Here is a 23,320-nt window from a genome sequence, read left to right as displayed (position 1 = left end):
CCGTTATTTCACTTACATTTAATTCTAGGTTTTCAAATCAATATAAACAATATATAATTCTATTAAAATCCATCTCATATTGAGATAGATAAATGGAGGATGAATAAATGGAACTACGTCAATTACGTTATTTTGTTGAAGTCGCTGAAAGAGAACATGTCTCTGAAGCCGCAGCGCACCTGCATATCGCACAATCAGCAATCAGCCGGCAGATCGCCAGACTAGAAGATGAACTTGGGGTCCTTTTATTTGAAAAAGCAGGCCGTAATATTCAGTTAACTCCTATTGGTAAAATATTCTTAATCCATGCAAAAACGGCAATAAAGGCGATAGAATATGCAAAAGATCAAATAGAAGAATTTTTAGACCCTGAACATGGAACAATTAAGATCGGCTTTCCTACAAGTCTCTCCACCCAATTATTACCTACCGTTATTTCCGCATTTAAAGATGAGCAGCCGAATATCGGGTTCCACTTAAGACAGGGTTCGTATTCCGCATTAAAGGAAGCTGTCAAAAACCGCGAAATCGGATTAGCCTTTCTTGGCCCAGTTCCAACACAAGATCCAGATATCGAAGGCCATATTTTATTCACAGAAAACATTTCTGCTTTACTTCCCATCTCTCATCCATTAGCTGATAAGAAGAGTTTGCGACTTAGCGACTTACGAGACGTTCCATTCGTATTGTTTCCAAAAGGATATATTCTCCATAGCATAGCAATCGATGCATGCAAGCAAGCAGGATTCACACCGATCATTGCCTCAGAAGGTGAAGATATGGATTCCATAAAAGGACTCGTATCAGCGGGAATCGGAGTCAGCCTTCTACCTGACAGTACCTTTTATGAAGTAATTCCCAGACTAACTGTAAAAATCCCGATTGATACACCTGACGTCAAGCGGACAGTTGGTATCATCACACCTAAAAACAGGGATTTGGCTCCTTCCGAAAAGGTATTTTATCAGTTTGTCAAAAAGTTTTTCTCGATTCTAGAGCAGTACCAATAATTATTTCAGAATAATATAAATGAATGATACTTACTCAATGCATAGCTCTTGCATAGCCTATTTCCACTTCAATATTGAGAGTATATTGAAAATGGATTAAATATGTGATTGAAATGATGGAACTTTTGAAAAATCACCCTTCTTCCAAAACTGGCAATTTAGTCAATTGGATTAATGATCAGTAGATCAGTGTGATTGAAGATAGGAAATTTGAGGTAAAAAGACAGTTAACCGATGCACGCAGGATTTCAATCCTGAGTTGCCGAGACCACTGTCTTTTTCTTGTTCTGCCTTTATTTCGGAGTTTGATCAAGCTTGCCGTTGAAAAAACGGAAAGCGTTTCTCGATAAGTAATCTAAGCTAAAATGCTGGACGATTTTACTCATCTTTTTTCAAAAGACAACTTACCAAGAGCCCACTTTACGAATAACGTATCAAGATTATTTGTTCAGGAGGAGTTTATATGAAACCCACTCATTCACACCTTGCTTGGCACGAAACACTTGAACTTCATGAATTGGTCGCCGCCCAGTCCAATGCACTTATGAAATTGAAAAAAGCTTATCCAAAAGTAAAAGATCCCATTTTAAAAACGATTTACAAGCAAATGATTGATACACTAACTCAAAATATTATGGAGTTGCTAAAATTTTATCCGTTGGCACCTAAAACAGAGAGGGATGATGAGGAGGAGGAACAAAGAGACAATATATCAGCCACGGCTGCCGGAGATTTGCTAGGCTTGGCCAAATCATCTATCAACAATTATGCTACTGCCTTAACTGAAACGGCCACTCCTTCCCTTCGAAAAGTATTTAAAAAGCATTTAAATGGAGCTATTGATAACCATGCCAAAATTTTCAACTATCTATACGAAAGAAACCTATATCCTGCTTATGACTTTAATCAACTGCTTCAAAATGACGTGAATGTAGCTAATAAGGCTCTTTCCCAACAATTCTAAACACAAAAAAGGTAAGTGCACCGAATGGGTGTCCGCTTGCCTTTTTCTCACTTTCCGTTAAATTGCTGGGTCCAGTAGTTTCAATTGCAAACTATGGGACAGATGAGCTCCATTAATATGTTATAATATTAAATAATTGTTTATTATTGGATTACGAATTAAATTTTGGGGGAGAAAATAATAAAAAAAGTATTTCTATCAATCATGATATCCCTGCTCTCATTTTCTTTAGTTGCCTGTAAGAATGCTGATCCTAAATCTGAGAATTCTCTTTCTGTTTCTAAGTTGACCGAAAGAGAAAAGTCCATCCTTACGAATACAAGTGAACACTCCTTTCTTATCGATTTTGATGTTGATGATACATATAAGAAGATGTCCGTTTGGGTCGAAAAATATGAAGCTGGCAAACTTGTTGAAGATGAAATGGGCCTCATGACAACTGGGATTAAAGATAATGGTACGATCATCTTTACAACATCTAAAACGCCCGAAAAACAAAATCTATCGATGTTTAATATCAGTATTCAAAGTGATGATGGTGTGTCTACAGCTACTTATTTAGAAAAGATTGAAGAGAAAGATTCCATCGTAACCGGTAGTATTGAAACGATAAATATGCTGAAAACAAACAAGCTCGTATTAGCGAGTATTTGCTATTCAAGCGGACATGAAGGCATGCATTCTCTTTCTACGGATTTTTATAATGATATGGATAGTCACATAAACGAATTAAAAGATTACGATGTTGTCTATCTTCTGAGAAGTGAATTTACTAAATAAGCTTTATAGATAGTGTTGTTACAAGTTTGCTCCAACTTGTAACAACACTGTTTGGCGTTCATATAATTTAACCTGTGATTAAGATCCTATAAATATTATTTATTTTCCTTCAAGCACTTTTCTGGATCAATTTTAATTAGATCCCATTTCCCTTTAGAATTCTTTTTATATTGAGCAATTAAGATATCAGAATCATTCGTCAATTGATAAAAGACAAAACGATATTCGCTACCATCGGTACCTACACTATCAATATTCTTAACGTATCCCTCCTGCTTTGTTGGCCATCTTTTTTTAATAAGTTTACACCAATTACCATACTCAATATCCACGACCGCTTCCGCATTATGCTGCCAAAGATGATAGGCAGCGCATAAAAAATCTTCTCCAATCAATGTAACTTCTTCTATTTTATACATGTTGTTTTCATTTTTTATAGTGACATATCCATAATAATAGGCAAAATAAGTAAGGTCCTTTGGTGACCCCTCAATCGTTTCAAGCTCAATAAAGTATCGGGTGGTTTTGGATTGGTTTTGGACGGAAAGCTTATTTAATTTGATTAGATTAGTATGACCAATCCCTTTGAAAGACATTAGGTATGCTGTATAGGGTACCTTCTTCTGATACTCCTTTGTAAAAAAATGATAAGCGATAGGAAAAGGGATTTTTGCCATCCCAACCGTTCCACAGCCTCCTACTTGATTACCTGTAAGATTTTCAGCCTCTCGTATTATACTGAAATAATTTACAAGCGTATTTTCAGGTGAATTCATAAGGGATGCTGGAAGAATAATATTATCCAATGCTTTCTCATAATACGGCTGAAAAAACTTATAATCCAATTTCTGATCATTGAGGATAGAGCGACATGAAGGGCGAAAATACTTTTCAGTATCTGCTTTTTTATATTCATTACCTATCTCCCTTGTTTCTGTTTGTTTATCACCCTGCTTTTCAAATGTAGCCCCCATAATTAAAGTTGATTCTTGTTTACTGAATATATAGTGAAACGGATTAATTTTGTCAATAAACTTCACTACATACCTCCACTAAAAACAATTCATTTGAAATGTTTTTTTACACTACTGTATGATTCACTGTTGGGAATAGAACGGAAGCGTGACTAGGCAAATATTATAAGTCAAGTTATTACTAATAATTAGAGAACCCTATAGGAATAAACATGCTTAGGAAATCTAGGTTTTTTGACCGGATGAGGTACTGCAATACCAGTCCTTCAAAAAAGTTGAAGCTGGTGATCATACAAAATTAATAGGCGTGGTTTTAGATATTCAGCTAATAAACCGTTATATATACCCAGAAGAAAATTGGGCAGGATTCCAGATGAGTTTATCTTTAATGGATAATTACCAACTAAAGCAGCCATTGCTCGTCGTTTGAACATGGCTGCTTTTTTTCCATTATGCACTCACTCCATCACAATGAAACTGCTTAGTAATGTTGGGTATGCGTTCATTTTAATGCAATGTCGGATAGGTTTGTGACAATTTTTCAACATCTTTAAAAAGTCTATTGAAGAAAAAGATTTCTAAGTGTAATCTTTTAAAATAAAAAAATAGAAAGAAGATTTTTAAATTGAAGAAGCTCATCCTTTTCTTTGCAAAGCAGTAGTCATTGCAAGCTCTCTCGGACACCAAATAAAAGGCGGATTTAATGACCCCCGTAAATCCCGCCCTAGATATCATATAAAATAATGAATCTTGCTATAATCAGTTTGATTCCTAATGCCTTTTGATAAAATGCACAAAAAAAACGCCCTGAACTATATCCCGAATTTTTGACACTTGGGTTATTTCAAAGGTCATGTCAATAACCCACTTGGTATGCGCTTGATGCAGAAAACTAAATGTAGTGAAAGAGAATGTCAAAAAACAATATGTCTAAATTTTTGCTTTCTCAATAGTTTTTTGTATTTCAAATCGAATTAACTAGTATGACATTGATATTTTTGTTTTTATATCATTTGTAATAGAAGGGTATAAACAGTAACGCCGCCCAAACAAAAAACAGCCGTTTAACATAAATGTTAAACGGCTTTACTTTTTATTTTTTATACTTCTTAACCGTTACTTTTGTCGCTTTACTTGTATTGCCAGCTTTATCTTTTGCTGAGACATATAATACAGAACCTGCTTTTTTCTTGCTGATTTTAACAGAGAATTTTCCATTTTTATCAGCTTTAGCTGTGCCGATATTTTTATCTTGATACTTCACCGTAACAGTTGAACCGATTTCCGCTTTACCAGTTACGTTGGTGGATTTATCGTTTACTTCATTCACTTTCGGTGCACTTGGAGCTGTTTTATCTTTAACCGTTACTTTTGCTGCTTTCCCTGTATTGCCAGCTTTATCTTTAGCTGAGACGTATAATACAGAACTTGCTTTTTTCTTGCTAATTTTAATAGAGAATTTTCCATTTTTATCAGCTTTAGCTGTGCCGATATTTTTGTTTTGGTACTTCACCGTAACAGTCGAACCGATTTCCGCTTTACCAGTTACGTTGGTGGATTTGTCGTTTACTTCGTTCACTTTCGGTGCACCTGGAGCTGTTTTATCAATTACAGTCACGGTTGCTGCTTTACTTTCACGCTTTGCCAAGTCTGTAGCTGTGATTGAAAGCTTAGTCCCCGCTTTTTGTTTGCTGATTTTTACTTTAAATTTCCCCTTGCTATCCGTGTTGCCTGAACCAATTACTTTTTTTGCATTATTTTTGATCGTGATTTTCATGTCGGCTTGCGATTGACCAGTTACATACGTATCTTTGTCACTGACAGCCTTAACAGTTGGCTTATTAGGTGTTTCACCCTTCTTCACAAACACTTTGATTGAAGAGACTGCTAGTTTGGAAGAATCAGATATATTCACAGTAAGAAGCTGACTTGCTTTTTGGACTGGAATCTTAATACTGAACGTTCCATTGGCTGCAGTTGTCGTTTTACCAAGCGTTTGCTTTCCATTTTTCACTTCGATTGTCGAACCTTTTTTTGCTGATCCTGCAATTTTTGTTTGCGTATCAATTAATGGATTAACTTTAGCTTGTAAATCCACTGTACTAAGTGCACTATAAGCATTCAGTCTTCCAAATCCCGATACGATATCTTTTCCAATAGGTAATTCTTCTACTGGATATTGGATTCCACCTTCCTCAGGTTGGTAGTCCTCATACGGATCTACATTATCTTCTTCTTCAAAAGCAACATATTCGGATGTCTCGTGAAGAATTTCTCTTACATCATTTAATTTCAAACCAGGATTCCCGGATAATAACAAGGCAGTAGTTGCAGCAACATGAGGAGCTGCCATTGATGTACCATCCATGTAGGTAACATTCCCATTCGGTACAAGGCTTGGAATGCCTGTCCCTGGAGCAACCATGTCTAATTTCGCGCCATAATTAGAATAATCCGATACTAAATCAAGGGCATTGGTTGCACCGACGGAAATGACATATTTAGAAGATGCAGGGTAAGAAAGACCTTCCATCCCATCATTACCGCTTGCTACGACAACCATTACATTTTTGGCAGCAGCATCTTTCAAAGCATGTTCAATTGTTCTGCTGTATTCTCCACCTAAGCTAAGATTTATCACCTTGGCGCCATGGTCCACAGCATATTTAATGCCTAATGCAATTTTCTCCATGTCTCCATATCCTGAAGAATCGAGAACCTTCACAGGCATGATTTTAGCTACTGGATTAATTCCTTGCATGGAATACCCATTATCAGCTTTGGCAGCGATAATCCCAGAAACATGGGTACCGTGACCATTGTCATCAACGGCATTTCCTTTTTTATCAATGAAGTTCTTTCCTAAATCCATGCGAACTGTATCTTTCAAATCCGCCAGGGAATCATCAACACCTGTGTCAACAACTGCTACTAATGTATCCTTTAAATTACGTTTCTTAATAAGGTTTTGCAGTTTTTCGTTATCGATGTCTGCTCCCTTATAGCCCTCTTCTCCACCGGGGTTATTTAAAGACCATTGATACGGTGACTGAATATCGGCTGAAAGTGCTTTGTACGTTTTAACCGCTTCGATATATTCCACTTCTGGAAGTTTCTCAATATTCGATAGAGCTGCTGTGCTCATTTTAGCTTGATTCTTTAACTCAACAACGTACATATCATCATACAGAACCTCTTGTTTCTTAGGTGTCGATAATGTTCCATATCCTTTTCCTTGTACCTTGGATTGGACTGAACTTAAAGACTTCCCAGGTTTAAGTTTGACAATATATTTGTTCTTTGTATTCTTCGAAGTTGGAAGTTCAATTCCTGCTTTGCTTGCGATATCGACGATTCTCTCACCTGCAAGCTTATCAAGGTTGATTTTCTTTGCAATGCTGTTCATTTCTTTTTTCAATCCAGCTGGAGCGACGTCTGCTGTCTTATTAAATAATGCTTTAATCGCTTCTTGCTGTTTGTTGCTAATGACTGCCGTACTGCTTACTCCATTTTCATTAAGATCCTCAATTAGAGGCTTAAGGACGACTAAATGATTATAGACAGCTTCTCTAGATGTTTTATTACTAGCCAAATGAAGAGCTAGGAATGGAGAGGCTTTATAGTATAAAGATGAAAGGCTACGTCCCTCAGATGACTTCGTGAGAACTTCGTCTCTAAACACGCGAAGTGTTTTCAACATAGATTCTCCCGTTTTCTTATCGGTTACGCTTACTTCAACTGGGCATGATTCGAGATCCATCTCTTCGTCCCCAGCGGATGGCGGTAGCGTTACAGAATGAGCATTGATAGAGTACTCTGCTTCATTTTTAGCTTCTGGTATAGGATTTCCCTCTTCATCCGTTTCACCAAAATATTCAACTTTAACATAATACGTGCCTTCCCAAGCATATGGGAAATCTACAACAGCCTTTTCATCAGGATAAGCAGAGGCCATGTAATTACTCTCATCTTGTTCTGCTTTTTCTTTATCTTGATAAACGGAAATATTCAAGATTTGCTCCGAATTGACTTCGAACTCAATATGGGAGAATTTTTGTATTTCTTCTGCTGTCGGTTTAATTTGGTACCATTGAACATCCGGTTTTTCAAACTTCCCGACTAAAGTATCTCCATTTTTAATCGGTTTTACGTTCTCAATGGGTGATACAGGATTTGGTGCAGCTTGAGATTGTTGTGGAACCATCAAGCTGAAAATCAGTGCAAAAATAAGTACAAACGCTGTAAATCGACTTACACTCTTAAATTTCACAGTTTCGCCTCCAATAAATAGTAAAAAATTACATCACTATACCAAACTATCATACTGTAAAATTTTATCAACCAATTTTTTCCCTTTTTCATAAAAAATGCTTGATATTACTGAACATTTTGCTGAAAAATGGTTCACATGTACCAATTAAGCAATCTCTAAATGTCCAAAAACAGTATTTTCCTCAAAAATATTAAATGAAATTCACTTAGGCTTCCAATAACTAGTTGATGATTTCAAAATCTGATATTTAATACCGGAAATCGACTTTTATCATAGAAATCACAAAATATGTCGAATTTCAGTTTTATTTCTGCTCATGAAAAAAAAGCTGACCCTGCACAAGACATGCGGGCCAGCTCTCAACTATTTAGTTTGCGACAATGTTGACTAGTTTTCCTGGTACAGCAATGACTTTACGGATGGTTTTGCCATCAATTTGTTCTTTGATGGAGTCATCGCCCATCGCAATTTCTTCTAGTTTTTCTTTCGTTGTGTCAGTTGGAACCATTAATTTGGCTTTGACTTTTCCGTTGATTTGGATGACGATTTCAACTTCGTTGTCGACTAGCTTAGCTTCGTCAAACGCTGGCCATGTTCCGTATGTGATGCTTTCAGAATGGCCAAGTTTAGACCAAAGTTCTTCGGCGATATGCGGTGCAACTGGCGCAAGCAATTTCACGAAGCCTTCGATATATTCTTTAGGAAGCGCATCTGCTTTGTAGGCATCATTGATAAATACCATCAGCTGTGAAATCGCCGTATTGAATTTCAATTCTTCATAGTTCTCGGTCACTTTTTTTACCGTTTGATGATACACTTTTTCAAGCTTTCCGCTGTCATCAGTATCAGCCATTTTATCTGTAATCGTGCCGTCTTCGCTAATTAGTAAACGCCAGATACGATCAAGGAATCGGCGCGAACCGTCCAATCCGTTTGTCGACCAAGCAATGGAAGCGTCCAATGGTCCCATGAACATTTCGTACATACGAAGTGTATCGGCACCATGGCTTTCAACGATGTCATCTGGGTTTACGACATTGCCCTTTGATTTACTCATTTTTTCATTATTCTCTCCAAGGATCATTCCTTGGTTGAATAGGTTTTGGAAAGGTTCACTCGTTGGTACGATACCGATATCGTACAAGAATTTATGCCAGAAGCGAGCGTACAATAAGTGAAGAACTGCATGCTCAGCACCGCCAATATAAATGTCGACTGGCATCCATTCTTTTAATTTTTCCGGATCTGCAAGTGCTTCAGTGTTGTCCGGATCAATATAACGAAGGAAGTACCAGCTGCTACCTGCCCATTGTGGCATTGTATTCGTCTCACGGCGGCCTTTACGTCCGTTTTCATCCGTTAAATTCACCCATTCTGCAATGTTCGCAAGCGGTGATTCACCAGTGCCTGAAGGCTTGATGTCTGTTGCTTTCGGTAAAATCAATGGTAGTTCTTCTTCTTTCACCGCGGACATCGTGCCATCTTCCCAATGGATGATTGGAATCGGTTCACCCCAGTAACGTTGGCGGCTGAATAACCAGTCGCGAAGACGGTACGTGATTTTTTTCGTGCCGATTTCTTTTTCTTCCAGCCATTTGATCATGGTTGAAATGCCTTCTTCTTTATTCAATCCATCTAGGAATTCAGAATTCACATGAAGACCGTCGCCTGTGTATGCTTCTTTTGTCACATCTCCACCAGCTACAACTTCTTTAATTGGCAATTCGAATTTAACAGCAAATTCATAATCACGTTCATCATGCGCAGGAACGGCCATGATAGCACCCGTTCCGTAGCTGATTAACACGTAATCAGCAATCCAGATCGGCATTTTCTCGCCATTGACTGGATTTATTGCATAAGCCCCTGTGAACACGCCTGATTTATCTTTTGCCAAGTCTGTTCTTTCCAAGTCGCTTTTATGTTTCACTTCATCTAAATATGCGTCAACTGCAGATCTTTGTTCCGTAGTCGTAATTTTATCAACAAATGAATGCTCTGGAGCCAATACAGCATACGTTGCACCGAATAAAGTATCCGGACGAGTCGTAAACACCGTGAATGTTTCATCGTGGCCATCGATATTGAACGTCACTTCCGCTCCCTCAGAACGGCCAATCCAGTTACGTTGCATATCCTTAATGTTCTCCGGCCAATCCACATCATTCAAATCGTCGATCAAACGGTCTGCATAAGCTGTGATTCGAAGCATCCACTGCTTCATCGGACGGCGCTCAACCGGATGGCCTCCACGCTCACTTTTTCCATCGATGACTTCTTCGTTAGCCAAAACCGTGCCAAGTGCCGGACACCAGTTCACAGCTACTTCATCAATATAAGCAAGACCCTTTTCATATAATTTCAAGAAGATCCATTGCGTCCATTTATAATATTCAGGGTCGGTCGTGTTGATTTCGCGGTCCCAGTCATAAGAGAAACCAAGCGCCTTGATTTGACGGCGGAATGTGTTGATGTTGTGTTCCGTAAATTCCGCTGGGTCATTCCCCGTATCAATCGCATACTGCTCTGCCGGAAGTCCAAAAGCATCCCAGCCGATTGGATGTAACACATTATACCCCTGCGCCCGTTTCATTCTTGCTAAAATATCACTTGCCGTATAACCTTCAGGATGCCCAACATGAAGACCCGCTCCTGATGGGTATGGGAACATATCAAGCGCGTAGAATTTACGTTTTCCGCTCTCTTCCCCCGTTTTAAATGTCTTATTGCCCTCCCAATACTGTTGCCATTTTGTTTCTATACTTCTATGGTCAAAACTCATTTGATTTCCTCCTAATTTCCGTATAAAAAAACAATAAAAAAACCCCTCATCCCAAATAGGGACGAGAGGATTATGTATATCTTCCCGCGGTACCACCCACATTGGCGATACTTAAAAAACCGCCCAGCTCAAACATCCGTAACATGGATTAAACGCCAGGCATTACTATTACCTTCACACCTGTAACTCCAAGGCGAGTTCACAATCATTCCAGGTTGACTTGCACCATCCGTCAACTCTCTATACTGGTTCTAATCGCTACTGCTCCTCATCATAGTCTTTATGAGAATATTTGATTATATTACATTCTAGTCAATTTTACCGATAATTGCAATAGCCGTTCACCAACATTATCAACAGGTTTCTCATTATATATGCATATTTGAGAAAAATCGTTCGAAAATAAATAGGAGGCTATGCATCCATAGCCCCCATTCTTACTTTAATGACGCAGTAAAATCATCTCATTTTTCAGTTCATTCAACTGCTGTTGCATCCGAGCAAGCATATCTCGTTGTTGGGCATTCGAACTGGCATACAATCGTTCCATATCCGTCAAAGCCTCTTCGATATATCTTTGCGAATTTTGAAATTGTTCATCATCATAATGCTCCTGCCGTGAGGCCTCGTTAAATTCAAACTCTGCAAAATGGAGAGCCCCTTCACATTGCTCTAAAAAATGATCGATGGATTGTCTGGTGGCCATTTCAAACCCTCTCCTTCGCGTCTCATTTGGATGATTTGGAATCATCTCGATTAGTTTGAGCAAATAACGAGTGGATTATCAGTTTTTTTGAGGAATCATTATTTATCCCAAAATTTCTCTCCTTGATGGGAAATAAACTGATCAATCCATTCGGCAAAGCCCATATGAAGTTTCTCGCCTTCTTCAAAATCGTCTATATGTCCTTTTACCATTAAATAATTCTTATCGCCTTTCGCAACGGCTTCCCCATCAATCACGATATTATCTTGATAGATGCAGGCAATCTTATAACATCCTTCGTAGGAGTCTTCATATGTGTAATTAATAATATCATCCAGGCTGTATAAATCATTTTCTCCCCCGGATTCGAGGTTATCGAACAGACGGCATCCATTCGTTATTTTCAAAAATTCTTTATAATCATCGGGCAGCAGCAATCCAGTTTTCTGTTCAAAGGAATGAATTTGTTCGTCCGAGGCAGGTGAATTGAAGGTACAAGTGGCTTTATATATAAACCCATCTTCATTTACTTCGATCACCTGATTATTTTCGGCTAATTTCTTTTTCATTTGATTAATTGCTTCTTCAACTTGACCAGTCATGTCCATCAGCTCCCGATTGGATTTATCATTCACTAGATATACTGGCATTAGTAGCCAATGTTTAACCTTCAAGTATACATTATACGCTTATTTTTAGAAAAAAGACCTAGCTGCCAGAATGTTGTATAATATATGTTGCGCTTTATTATTCTTAGGAGGTTGCTGACTTGAATCAAGCAAACCCGTTTATATATGCATCGGATAACAAACGATATCATACTTGGAATTATCACTTACGCAATCACTTTGGACATAAAGTTTTTAAGGTTGCTCTAGACGGCGGTTTTGACTGTCCGAACCGTGATGGCACCGTCGCACATGGAGGCTGTAGCTTCTGCAGTGTCTCTGGATCGGGAGACTTTGCAGGTAACCGCGTTGAGCCGCTCGACGTCCAGTTTAAGAAAGTCAGTGAACGAATGCATCATAAATGGAAAGACGGAAAGTATATGGCCTATTTCCAAGCGTTCACGAATACGCATGCACCCGTGGCAGAGCTTCGTGAAAAATACGAAAGCGTACTGACTCAAGAGGGTGTCGTCGGCCTCTCCATTGCAACACGGCCGGACTGTCTGCCAGATGATGTAGTCGAATATTTAGCGGAACTGAACGAGCGCACTTACCTCTGGGTGGAGCTTGGCCTGCAGACCGTTCATGAAAAAACCGCCACGATGATCAACCGTGCTCATGATTTTGATTGCTACAAAGAAGGCGTTGATAAACTGCGCAAACATGGCATTCGAGTTTGCTCCCACATCATTAATGGCCTTCCTCAAGAAGACTACGAAATGATGATGGAAACAGCTCGTGAAGTCGCGAAACTAGATGTGCAGGGCATTAAGATTCACTTACTTCATCTATTAAAAGGGACGCCCATGGTCAAGCAATATGAAAAGGGCCAGCTTGAATTTCTTGACCGAGACGATTATGTCAATCTTGTTTGTGATCAGTTGGAAATAATCCCTCCTGAAATGATCGTTCACCGCATAACTGGAGACGGTCCGATTGATTTGATGATTGGCCCGATGTGGAGCGTCAATAAATGGGATGTATTGAATGCTATTGATGCCGAATTGAAACGCCGCAACAGCTGGCAGGGGAAAAATTATCATATGGAGGTACCATCACGATGAAGCTGGATCGCATTTTGCCATTCGCAAAACTTCTGCTTGAAAAAGCAGTTCAACCCGGGGACATTACCGTTGACGGCACTATGGGCAACGGCTTTGACACTGTCTTTCTTGCAGGACTAACTGGTGAAAAAGGGCATGTCTATAGTTTTGACATCCAAGAAGATGCCATTCAAATCACAGCAGCTAAACTGAAGGCTGAAAGTATGCATGAACGCTGCACTCTTGTTCATGACGGACACGAGCAGATGAACAAATACATCAGCAAAGAACATTTTGGGAATATTACTGGAGCTATTTTTAACCTGGGCTACCTTCCTGGTGGAGACAAATCAATCGTCACCCAAGCTAATACAACGATATCTGCAATTGAACAGCTTTTCGAAATGATGGCTCCCGAAGGTATCATCATCCTCGTCATCTATCACGGTCATCCAGAAGGTGCTACGGAACGGGACGCATTATTACACTATGTTCAGGATCTCCCTCAGCAAAAAGCCCATGTCCTGAAATATGACTTCATTAATCAAACCAATAATCCGCCATTCATAGTGGCAATTGAAAAGAGATAACCACAATTAACACCGTTCATTAAAACGGTGTTTTTCATATTCATCGAAAATCATTCCCATGTGTTATGAGTAAGCAATAGTACACATGTTACAGGGCAAGCCAGTGACTATTACCAAAAAATATGATTTTTTTCCTCTTTGTTAAAGCAAACTTCCTGATAAGAGTGAACAAAAAAAGCAGTCATTACTAAATTCGCTCTAGATTACATTTACTTTGAACACCTTTCCCCTTATATAAGTTGAGATATATTCATCCCCTTGTTAAAGGGATACTATTCTTATTGCAAACAAATTATCTTAAAATATTACCAAACAGAACTTTTTGAATTTTTAGTCTATAACTATTATAATGATTAAAAACAGATAAGTAGGTGCAGAAAAATGGAACATTTGTCGACTGCAATACTGACAGATATATTGACTGAAAAAATCAAACGAGACACAAGTGAGGAATATGGAGAATTTGTCAGCTCCCTTAACTCATTAACAGAGAAACAAACAACGGTAGAAGACCTGAAACAGTTTGAAAATCATTTTGATAAATTCCTGCCTCAACTCGATTTAGTGATTTCCACTCAAGGACATGAAGAGATCATGAATATGAAGGCGACCCTCTTAGACCTATTCGCGAATGACTTAAGCTTCAAATCAATTTACCTTTTGTCTGCTGCCTTATCCAATAAAAAAGAGCTTACACACTTGAACCAATTTATGTATCCGGTTACTTATTGGGCACCCGTCATTAAGTCGAACGAATTACTTACAAACGCTGGATAAAACAAAAAAGCTGCTGATAATCGCTTCAGCAGCTTTTTATATTTATCCAGCAGTATGTACCTTCAAACAACATACCCTAATATTTTTAAACGATTTTCAACAAAACTCAATGCGTATTGGAATACGTCATCCCGCTCTGGTTCGTTGAAGATTTCGTGATACAGTTTTGGCCATTCTTTGTATTGTTTTTCACTAGCCAAGTTATAATTAAACCACTCACGAACCGCCTTTTTATTCACGATTCGGTCATCTCCGCCTTGCATCAACAAAAGAGGCACATCCTGAAATTCAGGAATCTCTTCAAATGCATCCTTCATAGCCTGTGCAAGCTCACGATACCAGCGAATCGAAACCTTTGTAATGTATAATGTATCATTTTTATCTGATTCACGGACTTCAGAACTTCTCGTAGCCATTTCAGGAGTTAAGCCGGAATCGACTCTGAACTTAGGCATCACGAGGTTCAAACCATGCGAAATGGCTGTTAAGAACTTGCGGGGCTTCGTCACGAGGCCCAGACATGGTGAAGATAAAATCACCCCTGCAATATCCCACTCTTCTTCCTGAAGTAAGCGTATCGAAATCAAACCACCCATGCTGTGTCCAAGCAAAAAGACTGGCAGCGAATATTCGTAGGCATCTTCTATCCAGCTTTTTACTTCGTCTAAATATTCGTCAAAGGAATCGATATGTCCCCGGTAGGCACGAGTTGTCATCCCCTGCCCAGGAAGGTCGCCCATGACAACATGATATCCGGCTGAAAGCCACATTTGTGTTACCCACTTATATCGGCCGTGATGCTCCATTGCCCCATGAATGATGACAATGACGCCTTTTGCGTCTCCTTCTGTCTCCCATTTCCACATTCGAAATCCCCCTTTCACTTTTCTCTTGTTGTATACGATCAATGATAGCTGAAAAATAATATATATAAATTATAACCATATTCATGATTTTCGACAAAAAGGAACTCTAATAAGTTCTACATTTTTATTATAAATAGCCAAGTCTATTTACATACGGTATATTAAAATAATACATAAAAACATCTACTTCGGAAAGGAAATGATTAAAAATGATTATTTATCCATTTAAAGGTAAAGAACCTGAAATCTCTGAAAGCGCTTATATTGCTGAAAATGCAGTCGTGACAGGTGATGTGAAAATCGGCGACGAAACGTCAATCTGGTTTAATACCGTTATACGTGGCGACGTAGCCCCTACTATAATCGGTAATAAAGTAAGTGTACAAGATAACAGCGTTCTTCACCAAAGTCCAAATAATCCATTAATTATTGAGGACGAAGTAACCATCGGCCATCAGGTTATTTTACATAGCTGCAAAGTTCGTAAAGGAGCTCTAATCGGCATGGGGACGATTGTACTTGATGCAGCAGAGATCGGGGAAGGAGCTTTTATCGGTGCTGGAAGTCTTGTTCCCCAAGGCAAAGTCATACCACCAAACACATTGGCATTCGGCCGTCCAGCTAAAGTCGTACGCGAAATTAACGATGAAGATCGCAAGGATATGGAACGTATCGTCCGAGAATATGCTGAAAAAGGACAATACTATAAACATGCAGAACGCATTAAATAATTCATGTAAACTCACGAGTAAACTTGCATAACTCACGAGTAAAACACTAAAATTCACGAGTAAAACTACATAATTCACGAGTAAAACCCAAAACTCACGAGTAAAAACTAAAACTCACGAGTAAAACTAAAATTCACGAGTAAAAAACTACATAATTCACGAGTAAAAAAACTAAATGGCTGGTTTAAATAGGATTTCTTGAATTATTCCCTTAGTCGACAAATTTAATCCATTTCACAATTGAAAAAGGTGCCTCGCTAGTTGCGAGGCACCTTTTACTTTTATTTGATTACGCTTGTGCTTTTAAAATTTCAGCTTTATCTGTGCGTTCCCAAGGAAGATCAACATCTGTACGGCCAAAGTGTCCGTAAGCAGCTGTTTGTTTGTAGATTGGGCGACGAAGATCAAGCATTTTGATGATACCAGCTGGACGCAGGTCGAAGTTAGCGCGTACTAGATCAACTAGTACTTCTTCGCTTACTGTTCCTGTTCCGAATGTATCAATCGAGATTGATACAGGCTCTGCCACACCAATTGCGTATGCCAATTGTACTTCCGCTTTGTCAGCAAGGCCAGCAGCTACGATGTTTTTCGCAACGTAACGAGCAGCGTATGCCGCAGAACGGTCAACTTTTGTAGCATCTTTACCGGAGAATGCACCGCCACCGTGACGAGCGTATCCGCCGTACGTATCAACGATGATTTTACGTCCAGTAAGACCAGCATCCCCTTGAGGTCCGCCAATTACAAAACGGCCAGTTGGGTTAATGAAGTACTTAGTCCCAGCATCGATTAATTCAGCTGGTACAACTGCTTTAATCACATGTTCTTTTAAGTCAGCTTGAATTTGCTCAAGAGTTACTTCTGGATCATGTTGTGTTGAAATAACAATTGTGTCAACTCTTACAGGTTGATTATTTTCATCATACTCCACGGTTACCTGTGTTTTACCATCAGGACGTAAGTAAGCAAGCGTTTCATCTTTACGAACTTGAGACAAGCGGAATGAAAGTTTATGAGCTAATGAAATCGGAAGTGGCATAAGCTCTTCTGTTTCATTGCAAGCAAAACCGAACATAAGCCCTTGGTCCCCTGCACCGATTGCATCGATTTCTTCATCTGACATATTTCCTTCACGAGCTTCCAACGCTTTGTCTACGCCAGCTGCGATATCAGCAGATTGCTCATCAATAGAACTCAATACGGCACAAGTTTCAGCATCGAAACCGTATTTCGCACGTGTGTAACCAATTCCTGCAATCGTATCACGAACGATACGTGGAATATCCACATAAGCGGACGTTGTAATTTCACCAGCAACAAGTACAAGACCTGTTGTTACACTTGTTTCACACGCAACACGTGCATTTGCATCCTTAGCAAGGATAGCATCTAAAATGGAATCTGAAATCTGATCACAAATCTTGTCCGGATGGCCCTCTGTAACAGATTCAGAAGTAAATAGACGTTTCTTTGACATCATATTTCCTCCTCGGAAGTTAGTATGTTGTAGGCAAAAGCCTGATTTTTTTACGGAACTCGTTTTCCCTTATTAGCTTCAACTATAGACACAGAATTACTAAAAAACACAAAAACCTTCCCTGGCAAATGAGGAAAGGTTTAAAATTCTGTCATCTATCCTTTCACTCTTATCGTTCAAGGGTTTTTTACCTTGCTCAGGTTAGCACCATCACCACTATTCCTTGAAGAACTATCGCTTTATTTTCGGCGATTGATCTTGGAGTCAAGTTCAATATGGCAGGTTGCTGGGTTTCAAAGGGCCTGTCCCTCCACCAACTCGGGATAAGAGAATCCGTACAATTTAAGATATTATCGTATTTGGTCGGAATCTGTCAATGCTTTTCGAAAAAGAACATTTTTCCCCATCACAGCTTTCACGATAAAAAATGTGCTAATCCTCTGTCATTATTGGATTTTCGATGTAGAAAACAAACGAAAATGTAGAAAATTACCATAGATAAAAGAACTTGAAAAATCTGACTTCGAACCGCATAATAACTTTTTAGGATTTTGCCTTTTGATGTAATAGCAAGTTGTTCTTTTCTTAATTTCTTCCTATTGAATAAAAGAATAAAACCTTTTTTATATTCCTGAAACGAGACCCATTCGATCAAGATTCTAATCTTGATAATGGGCTTTCTTCCTAATTACACCACCCAGTTCAGATTCCTCCATTCAAGTATATGCAGGAACCCGAACTCGGTTCATAACGCATTTTAAAAAATGATTAAGGAAACCATATAAAAAATATCACAAAAAAAATAAATAGTATAGACTATTTAAGTGAATGTGTTATACTAATTGTAATATAAAAACTTAAAACAAAGGAAGGTACCTCATATATGAATTCTGTAGATGTTTCTAATGAGTTACACCAATTATTGGCAGGAAATAATGTGCAAACTCAACTTTCAGTTCCCCAATTGGTTGAAAAAGTATTAAGCAGAAACGAAGGCGTTCTGACATCAACTGGCGCAGTAAAAGCTGAAACAGGCAAATATACTGGCCGTTCACCTAAAGATAAATATATCGTAGACGAAGCTTCTGTGAAAGACAAAGTAGATTGGGGTTCCGTAAACCAACCAATCTCTGAAGAAGTATTCAATAAACTATATAATAAAGTAGTTGACTACCTAAAAGCAAAAGAAGAGATCTTTGTTTTCAAAGGTTTTGCTGGCGCGGACGAAACATCACGTCTTCCTATCCAAGTTGTAAATGAATATGCTTGGCATAATCTTTTCGCTCACACTTTGTTCATCCGTCCAAATGAAGAAGAACTAAGAGGTCACGAATCAGAATTCACGATTCTTTCTGCACCTAATTTCAAAGCAGATCCAGAAGTGGACGGAACTCAATCCGAAACATTCATCATCGTTTCATTTGAACGCCGTACTATCTTAATCGGTGGAACGGAATATGCAGGTGAAATGAAAAAATCGATCTTCTCAATCATGAACTACCTACTTCCAGAGGCTGGAATCCTTCCAATGCATTGCTCTGCTAACGTAGGACGTGAAGGAGATGTCGCTTTATTCTTCGGACTGTCTGGTACTGGTAAAACAACTTTATCTGCAGACACTAATCGCAAACTGATTGGTGATGACGAGCACGGCTGGTCTTCTAACGGTGTATTCAACATCGAAGGCGGCTGCTATGCAAAAACAATTAACCTTTCACGTGAAAAAGAACCGCAAATTTTCGATGCCATCCGTTTCGGTGCCGTATTGGAAAACGTAGTTGTTGATCCGGAAACACGTGAAGCAAACTACGATGATAGTTCATTAACAGAAAACACTCGTGCTGCATACCAAATGCAAGCGATTGATAACATCGTGAACCCAAGTATCGCAGGACACCCAAATACAATCATTTTCTTAACTGCTGATGCTTCAGGCGTACTGCCTCCAATCAGCAAACTTTCTAAAGAACAAGCAATGTTCCATTTCCTAAGTGGGTACACAAGTAAATTGGCTGGTACTGAAAGAGGAGTAACTTCACCAGAAGCTACATTCTCAACATGCTTCGGTTCACCATTCTTACCTCTTCCTGCTACACGCTATGCTGAAATGCTTGGAGATAAAATTGACGAGCATAGCGCAAAAGTATACCTTGTCAACACTGGATGGACTGGCGGTGCATACGGAACTGGTAGCCGTATGAAACTTGCTTACACTCGTGCAATGGTACAAGCAGCACTTGAAGGCGAATTAGCAAACATCGAGACTATCAAAGACGATATCTTCGGTTTGGATATTCCACTTCATGTTCCTGGTGTTCCTGACGAAGTGCTTCAACCAATCAAGACTTGGGCAGATCCTGCTGCATATAAACAAACAGCAACAGCTCTTGCTGCTCAATTCCGTGCAAACTTTAAAAAATTCGGAAACGTTCCAAGTGAAATTGAAGAACTTGGCGGTCCGACTGCTTAATCTTAATAAATAGAAAACAAAAGGACCAAGCGAAACTTGCTTGGTCCTTTCTTTATAAACTGACTAATCTAAACGATAAATCGGCCATCACGATCTTACTCCTGTAAAAGCCACATTAACCTGAAGCGCCAGTATTTTTGAATTAAAAACAGCCAAGAGGCTGTCTCCTATGTTCCAGCTGGTGTCTTATCCCCTTTGTTTCACAAAAGCCCAGACAAAGGTCTCCTGAGCCAAATCCTCTACAGCCTTGTTTGCCAATATAATAAACTAGAAAGTTCATCATACTTTTTTCATACGTATGATTCCACTCCCTCTTGGTCCGCCACCTATAAATAGGGAGAAGGTGGCGCCAAGCCAACCAATTCTGCTCTTCCCATGTCCCATAGGAAGTCATATTTACAGAACATATAATAATTATCCGATCCCTATTATTATTTCAAATGATTTTTTTAACATGTTGCACAACTATAAAGGGTGCTGACTGAGTCAACACCCTTTTGATCCCTATCATATCCGGCCTTGCAGAATCAGTTGTTTATTAGATAATCATTTTTTTCCTTACTTCTTTCAAATGTTCTGTTTTATATTCGAATACATTGCCTAAGTTGGCAATTTGGATGTTATGTTTATTAGCATCAATGCAATTCCGAGTATCCAAAATCATTTTATGAGCCATCTTGTTCGATAGTTTATCATAATCCATTTCTTTAAATTCATTATGATCGGTTAAGACAAGAATCAGGTCGGCATCTTTTACAGCGTCTTCGACAGAAACGACTGGCATTTTCCCAGATTGGACATGTGGGTCATGCAAGGATACTTCCACATGATCCATGCTCATTAGTATATTTACAACATCAATGGCCGGGCTTTCACGGATATCATCTACATTTCCTTTGTAGGCAAGTCCAAAAACCGCTACCTTTGGTTTACGGATCCCCTCAAGTAACATCCTGACACAATTGACGATATAATACGGCATCGAAACGTTCGTGTCGCGGGCTAATTTGATGATTCTAGCTGTCTCAGGAGCTTTAGCGACAATGAAATAAGGATCGACCGCGAGACAATGTCCACCTACCCCTGGTCCTGGTTGATGAATATTTACACGTGGATGCTTATTTGCCATTGATATGACATCTAATACATTGATATCCAATTCGAAGCAAACTTTAGCCAACTCATTCGCAAGAGCAATATTAACATCACGGAAGGTATTTTCCATCAGCTTGGACATTTCAGCCGTTTTCGCATCCGTACGAATGATTTCCCCTTTAACAAAAGTTTCATAGACAAGACTTCCTTTATAGGAGCAGGCTTCTGTGATGCCGCCGACTATTCGGTTATTATGAACCAATTCTTCTAGAATTCTCCCTGGCAAGACACGTTCCGGACAATGTACGAGAAAGATGTCTTTCCCGATCGTTAGCCCTGTCATCTCAATCAATGGCTTGATATGATCATCCATGCTCCTTGGTGCAATCGTCGACTCGATAATGATGACATTTCCCTTCTGAACAAAAGGAAGAATCCTTGAAGTTGCTTGCATAACATAGGTAAGATCACAGGATTGGTGTTGATCTTCATTGTTTGGAGTTGGGACCGCAATGATGAAAACATCCGCAGACTCCGGATTCAAGGTAGCACGAAATCGTTTAGCATCTAGCACTTCATCTAACACTTCTTCTAGTCCAGGTTCTTCAATATGGAGCTTTCCATTATTCAATTTAGTAATAACATCAGGATGGATATCCACGCCAACAACATCTACACCGTGTTTTGCGAACATTAAAGATGTTGGAAGTCCTATATAACCTAGTCCCATTGTACATAATTTCATAATAACCACTCCTCATCATATTTTCTTCTAGTATTCTAGTTTTTGTTAAGCTGATTGATAGATTTGGATGAAGATTTCTTTCTCTTGTTTCCAATTGTATTTAAGGCGGGCATTCAGACAGTTGCTGCTCATTTCCGCTCTTTTTTCTGGATGTTTTAATAAATAATTGACTCCGTCCGCAATAGAACGGGGATCATGGGAGTCGACACACACACCAATTTTCTCAGTCTCGACTACCTTTTGAATTTCTGGAAAGCTACAGGCGATGACGGGTACTCCGCTCATCATATATTCAAATAACTTATTGGAAGAAGCAGAATAATGATTAAAGCAGACATTATTCAATACCTGAAAACCTAAATATGCATTTTTCGTATAATGAAGCAAATCGTCAACCGGCACCTTCGGGATAAATTTCACCCGATGTTCGAGACCCATTGCCTCTACCTTTTTTATTAACTCAGGCTTGATCTTTCCATCTCCAATAAAAACTAGCGTTCCTGCTTCCATCATCGGCACAGCCTCAACCACTTTCTCTAACCCCCTGCCCGTTTGAATGCCGCCTTGATATAACAATATCGGCTCGTCCTCTGGCAGCATGAGCAACTCGTGTAAATCCACGACTGTACTTTCCTCAGGCAATGTAGGGATTGGGTAGTTATGGACCACTTTCGGATACAGACCGTATAAGTCTTCATTATATTTAGCACGAGTATGATTTTCGGCGATCATTTCGTCGACAAATTTTAATAGAAACTTCTCTTGTATCCCGTAAATCCGGCTATTATAACCGGTTCTGCTTGTTTGAACTTCATGAGAGTCATATATGAGCTTTTTACGTCTTAGAAATTTACTGCTGATTGCTCCCTGCATTAACGTATTCAAATCATTCGAATGGTAAAAGTCATACCTCTTTTTCCGGCCGTAATGAACCATTTGAAAAAAAATATAGCTTCTTGTCAAAAGAATCGGTAGTTTCGTTTTCGTAACAATTGTGGCGATTATTGCAAGAAGCGCCATAACACCGACTAATACGACAGTACTGATCCAGCCCGTTATCAGGTTCATGTTCAACAAGGTATTCCAAACCAATAAGGTGAGAACAGTCAATTCAAACATCTTATTTTTTGTTTTTTTTACGATATTAAGTACTCTATTAAGTCTTTCCCAGCGATTATTCACTCGAATGACATTAAATCCATTTTTATGTTTCTCTTTTTTGGGTAATTCTTCATTTTTCCAGTTATGAATCGCAATTAAGTCGACTTCATAACCTGCTTCGGTAAGAGCAGTGCATTCCCTTAGAACCCGTGCATCGTTGGTAAAATGATTCCACACAAACATACATACCGTCTTCGCCATTTTT

At 39.0% G+C, this 23,320-nt stretch carries 17 protein-coding genes, 1 riboswitch and 1 other annotated feature; of the genes, 8 read left to right on the top strand and 9 right to left on the bottom strand.

Translation table 11 applies throughout. The features are described from left to right. Positions 1-107 precede the first annotated feature (107 nt). From JFU50_RS13415 to JFU50_RS13405, 3 genes are all read left to right on the top strand, one after another. Positions 108-1,010 (top strand): LysR family transcriptional regulator, encoded by a 903-nt coding sequence (locus JFU50_RS13415; RefSeq protein ID WP_201222864.1) that lies wholly within the window; start codon positions 108-110, stop codon positions 1,008-1,010. A gap of 463 nt (positions 1,011-1,473) precedes the next feature. Beyond that, complete coding sequence (locus tag JFU50_RS13410; RefSeq protein ID WP_201222863.1) at positions 1,474-1,974, top strand: spore coat protein; 501 nt, start codon at positions 1,474-1,476, stop codon at positions 1,972-1,974. A 165-nt stretch (positions 1,975-2,139) separates the two neighbouring features. Then, entirely contained in the window at positions 2,140-2,754 is a 615-nt protein-coding gene (locus tag JFU50_RS13405; protein WP_201222862.1) for a hypothetical protein, read from the top strand. Between the two features lie 95 nt (positions 2,755-2,849). On the opposite strand, the gene JFU50_RS13400 is transcribed toward JFU50_RS13405, so the two are convergent. From JFU50_RS13400 to JFU50_RS13380, 5 genes are all read right to left on the bottom strand, one after another. Next, positions 2,850-3,794 carry a hypothetical protein gene (locus JFU50_RS13400; protein ID WP_342366278.1) on the bottom strand — a complete coding sequence of 315 codons (945 nt, stop codon included), beginning with the start codon at positions 3,792-3,794 and terminating at the stop codon, positions 2,850-2,852. Positions 3,795-4,821: 1,027 nt separating this feature from the next. Continuing rightward, on the bottom strand, positions 4,822-7,998 hold the full coding sequence (locus JFU50_RS13395) for an Ig-like domain-containing protein (RefSeq protein WP_201222860.1): 3,177 nt from the start codon (positions 7,996-7,998) through the stop codon (positions 4,822-4,824). Positions 7,999-8,368: 370 nt separating this feature from the next. Further along, positions 8,369-10,783, bottom strand: a complete 2,415-nt coding sequence (gene leuS / locus JFU50_RS13390) for a leucine--tRNA ligase (RefSeq protein ID WP_201222858.1) — start codon at positions 10,781-10,783, stop codon at positions 8,369-8,371. Positions 10,784-10,837: 54 nt separating this feature from the next. Continuing rightward, positions 10,838-11,067: a binding site (T-box leader), on the bottom strand. A gap of 158 nt (positions 11,068-11,225) precedes the next feature. Next, the gene (locus tag JFU50_RS13385) at positions 11,226-11,489 is read right to left on the bottom strand and encodes a DUF2524 family protein (RefSeq protein WP_201186978.1); all 264 of its coding nucleotides are present in this window, start codon (positions 11,487-11,489) and stop codon (positions 11,226-11,228) included. A gap of 98 nt (positions 11,490-11,587) precedes the next feature. Continuing rightward, on the bottom strand, positions 11,588-12,163 hold the full coding sequence (locus tag JFU50_RS13380; RefSeq protein ID WP_201222856.1) for an SMI1/KNR4 family protein: 576 nt from the start codon (positions 12,161-12,163) through the stop codon (positions 11,588-11,590). A gap of 95 nt (positions 12,164-12,258) precedes the next feature. Between JFU50_RS13380 and JFU50_RS13375 the strand changes: the two genes are divergently transcribed. From JFU50_RS13375 to JFU50_RS13365, 3 genes are all read left to right on the top strand, one after another. After that, complete coding sequence (locus tag JFU50_RS13375; protein WP_201222854.1) at positions 12,259-13,221, top strand: TIGR01212 family radical SAM protein; 963 nt, start codon at positions 12,259-12,261, stop codon at positions 13,219-13,221. Then, complete coding sequence (locus JFU50_RS13370) at positions 13,218-13,790, top strand: tRNA (mnm(5)s(2)U34)-methyltransferase (protein ID WP_057215376.1); 573 nt, start codon at positions 13,218-13,220, stop codon at positions 13,788-13,790. The genes JFU50_RS13375 and JFU50_RS13370 overlap by 4 nt, the downstream gene beginning before the upstream one ends. Before the next feature lie 381 nt (positions 13,791-14,171). Further along, positions 14,172-14,567 (top strand): hypothetical protein, encoded by a 396-nt coding sequence (locus tag JFU50_RS13365; protein ID WP_056521175.1) that lies wholly within the window; start codon positions 14,172-14,174, stop codon positions 14,565-14,567. 62 nt (positions 14,568-14,629) lie between these two features. Here the strand turns inward: JFU50_RS13365 and JFU50_RS13360 are convergent, their stop codons facing one another. Continuing rightward, entirely contained in the window at positions 14,630-15,433 is an 804-nt protein-coding gene (locus tag JFU50_RS13360; protein WP_201186983.1) for an alpha/beta hydrolase, read from the bottom strand. Between the two features lie 212 nt (positions 15,434-15,645). Here JFU50_RS13360 and JFU50_RS13355 point away from each other — a divergent pair, with 212 nt between their 5' ends. Beyond that, on the top strand, positions 15,646-16,164 hold the full coding sequence (locus tag JFU50_RS13355; protein WP_201188087.1) for a gamma carbonic anhydrase: 519 nt from the start codon (positions 15,646-15,648) through the stop codon (positions 16,162-16,164). A gap of 289 nt (positions 16,165-16,453) precedes the next feature. On the opposite strand, the gene metK is transcribed toward JFU50_RS13355, so the two are convergent. Next, positions 16,454-17,647, bottom strand: a complete 1,194-nt coding sequence (gene metK / locus JFU50_RS13350) for a methionine adenosyltransferase (RefSeq protein ID WP_201186985.1) — start codon at positions 17,645-17,647, stop codon at positions 16,454-16,456. Between the two features lie 163 nt (positions 17,648-17,810). Further along, a riboswitch (SAM riboswitch) is annotated at positions 17,811-17,974 on the bottom strand. 553 nt (positions 17,975-18,527) lie between these two features. On the opposite strand from metK, the gene pckA reads away from it, so the two are divergent. Further along, entirely contained in the window at positions 18,528-20,114 is a 1,587-nt protein-coding gene (gene pckA, locus JFU50_RS13345; RefSeq protein WP_201186987.1) for a phosphoenolpyruvate carboxykinase (ATP), read from the top strand. A gap of 538 nt (positions 20,115-20,652) precedes the next feature. Here the strand turns inward: pckA and JFU50_RS13340 are convergent. Together JFU50_RS13340 and JFU50_RS13335 are read right to left on the bottom strand one after the other, a co-directional pair. Then, on the bottom strand, positions 20,653-21,954 hold the full coding sequence (locus JFU50_RS13340) for a nucleotide sugar dehydrogenase (RefSeq protein WP_201222852.1): 1,302 nt from the start codon (positions 21,952-21,954) through the stop codon (positions 20,653-20,655). 45 nt (positions 21,955-21,999) lie between these two features. After that, positions 22,000-23,316 carry a glycosyltransferase gene (locus JFU50_RS13335; RefSeq protein ID WP_242485370.1) on the bottom strand — a complete coding sequence of 439 codons (1,317 nt, stop codon included), beginning with the start codon at positions 23,314-23,316 and terminating at the stop codon, positions 22,000-22,002. Positions 23,317-23,320: the final 4 nt, after the last annotated feature.

This window comes from Peribacillus sp. TH14 (genome assembly GCF_016651145.1).
GTDB lineage: Bacteria > Bacillota > Bacilli > Bacillales > DSM-1321 > Peribacillus > Peribacillus butanolivorans.
This window is presented reverse-complemented; position numbering and strand designations above follow the sequence as displayed.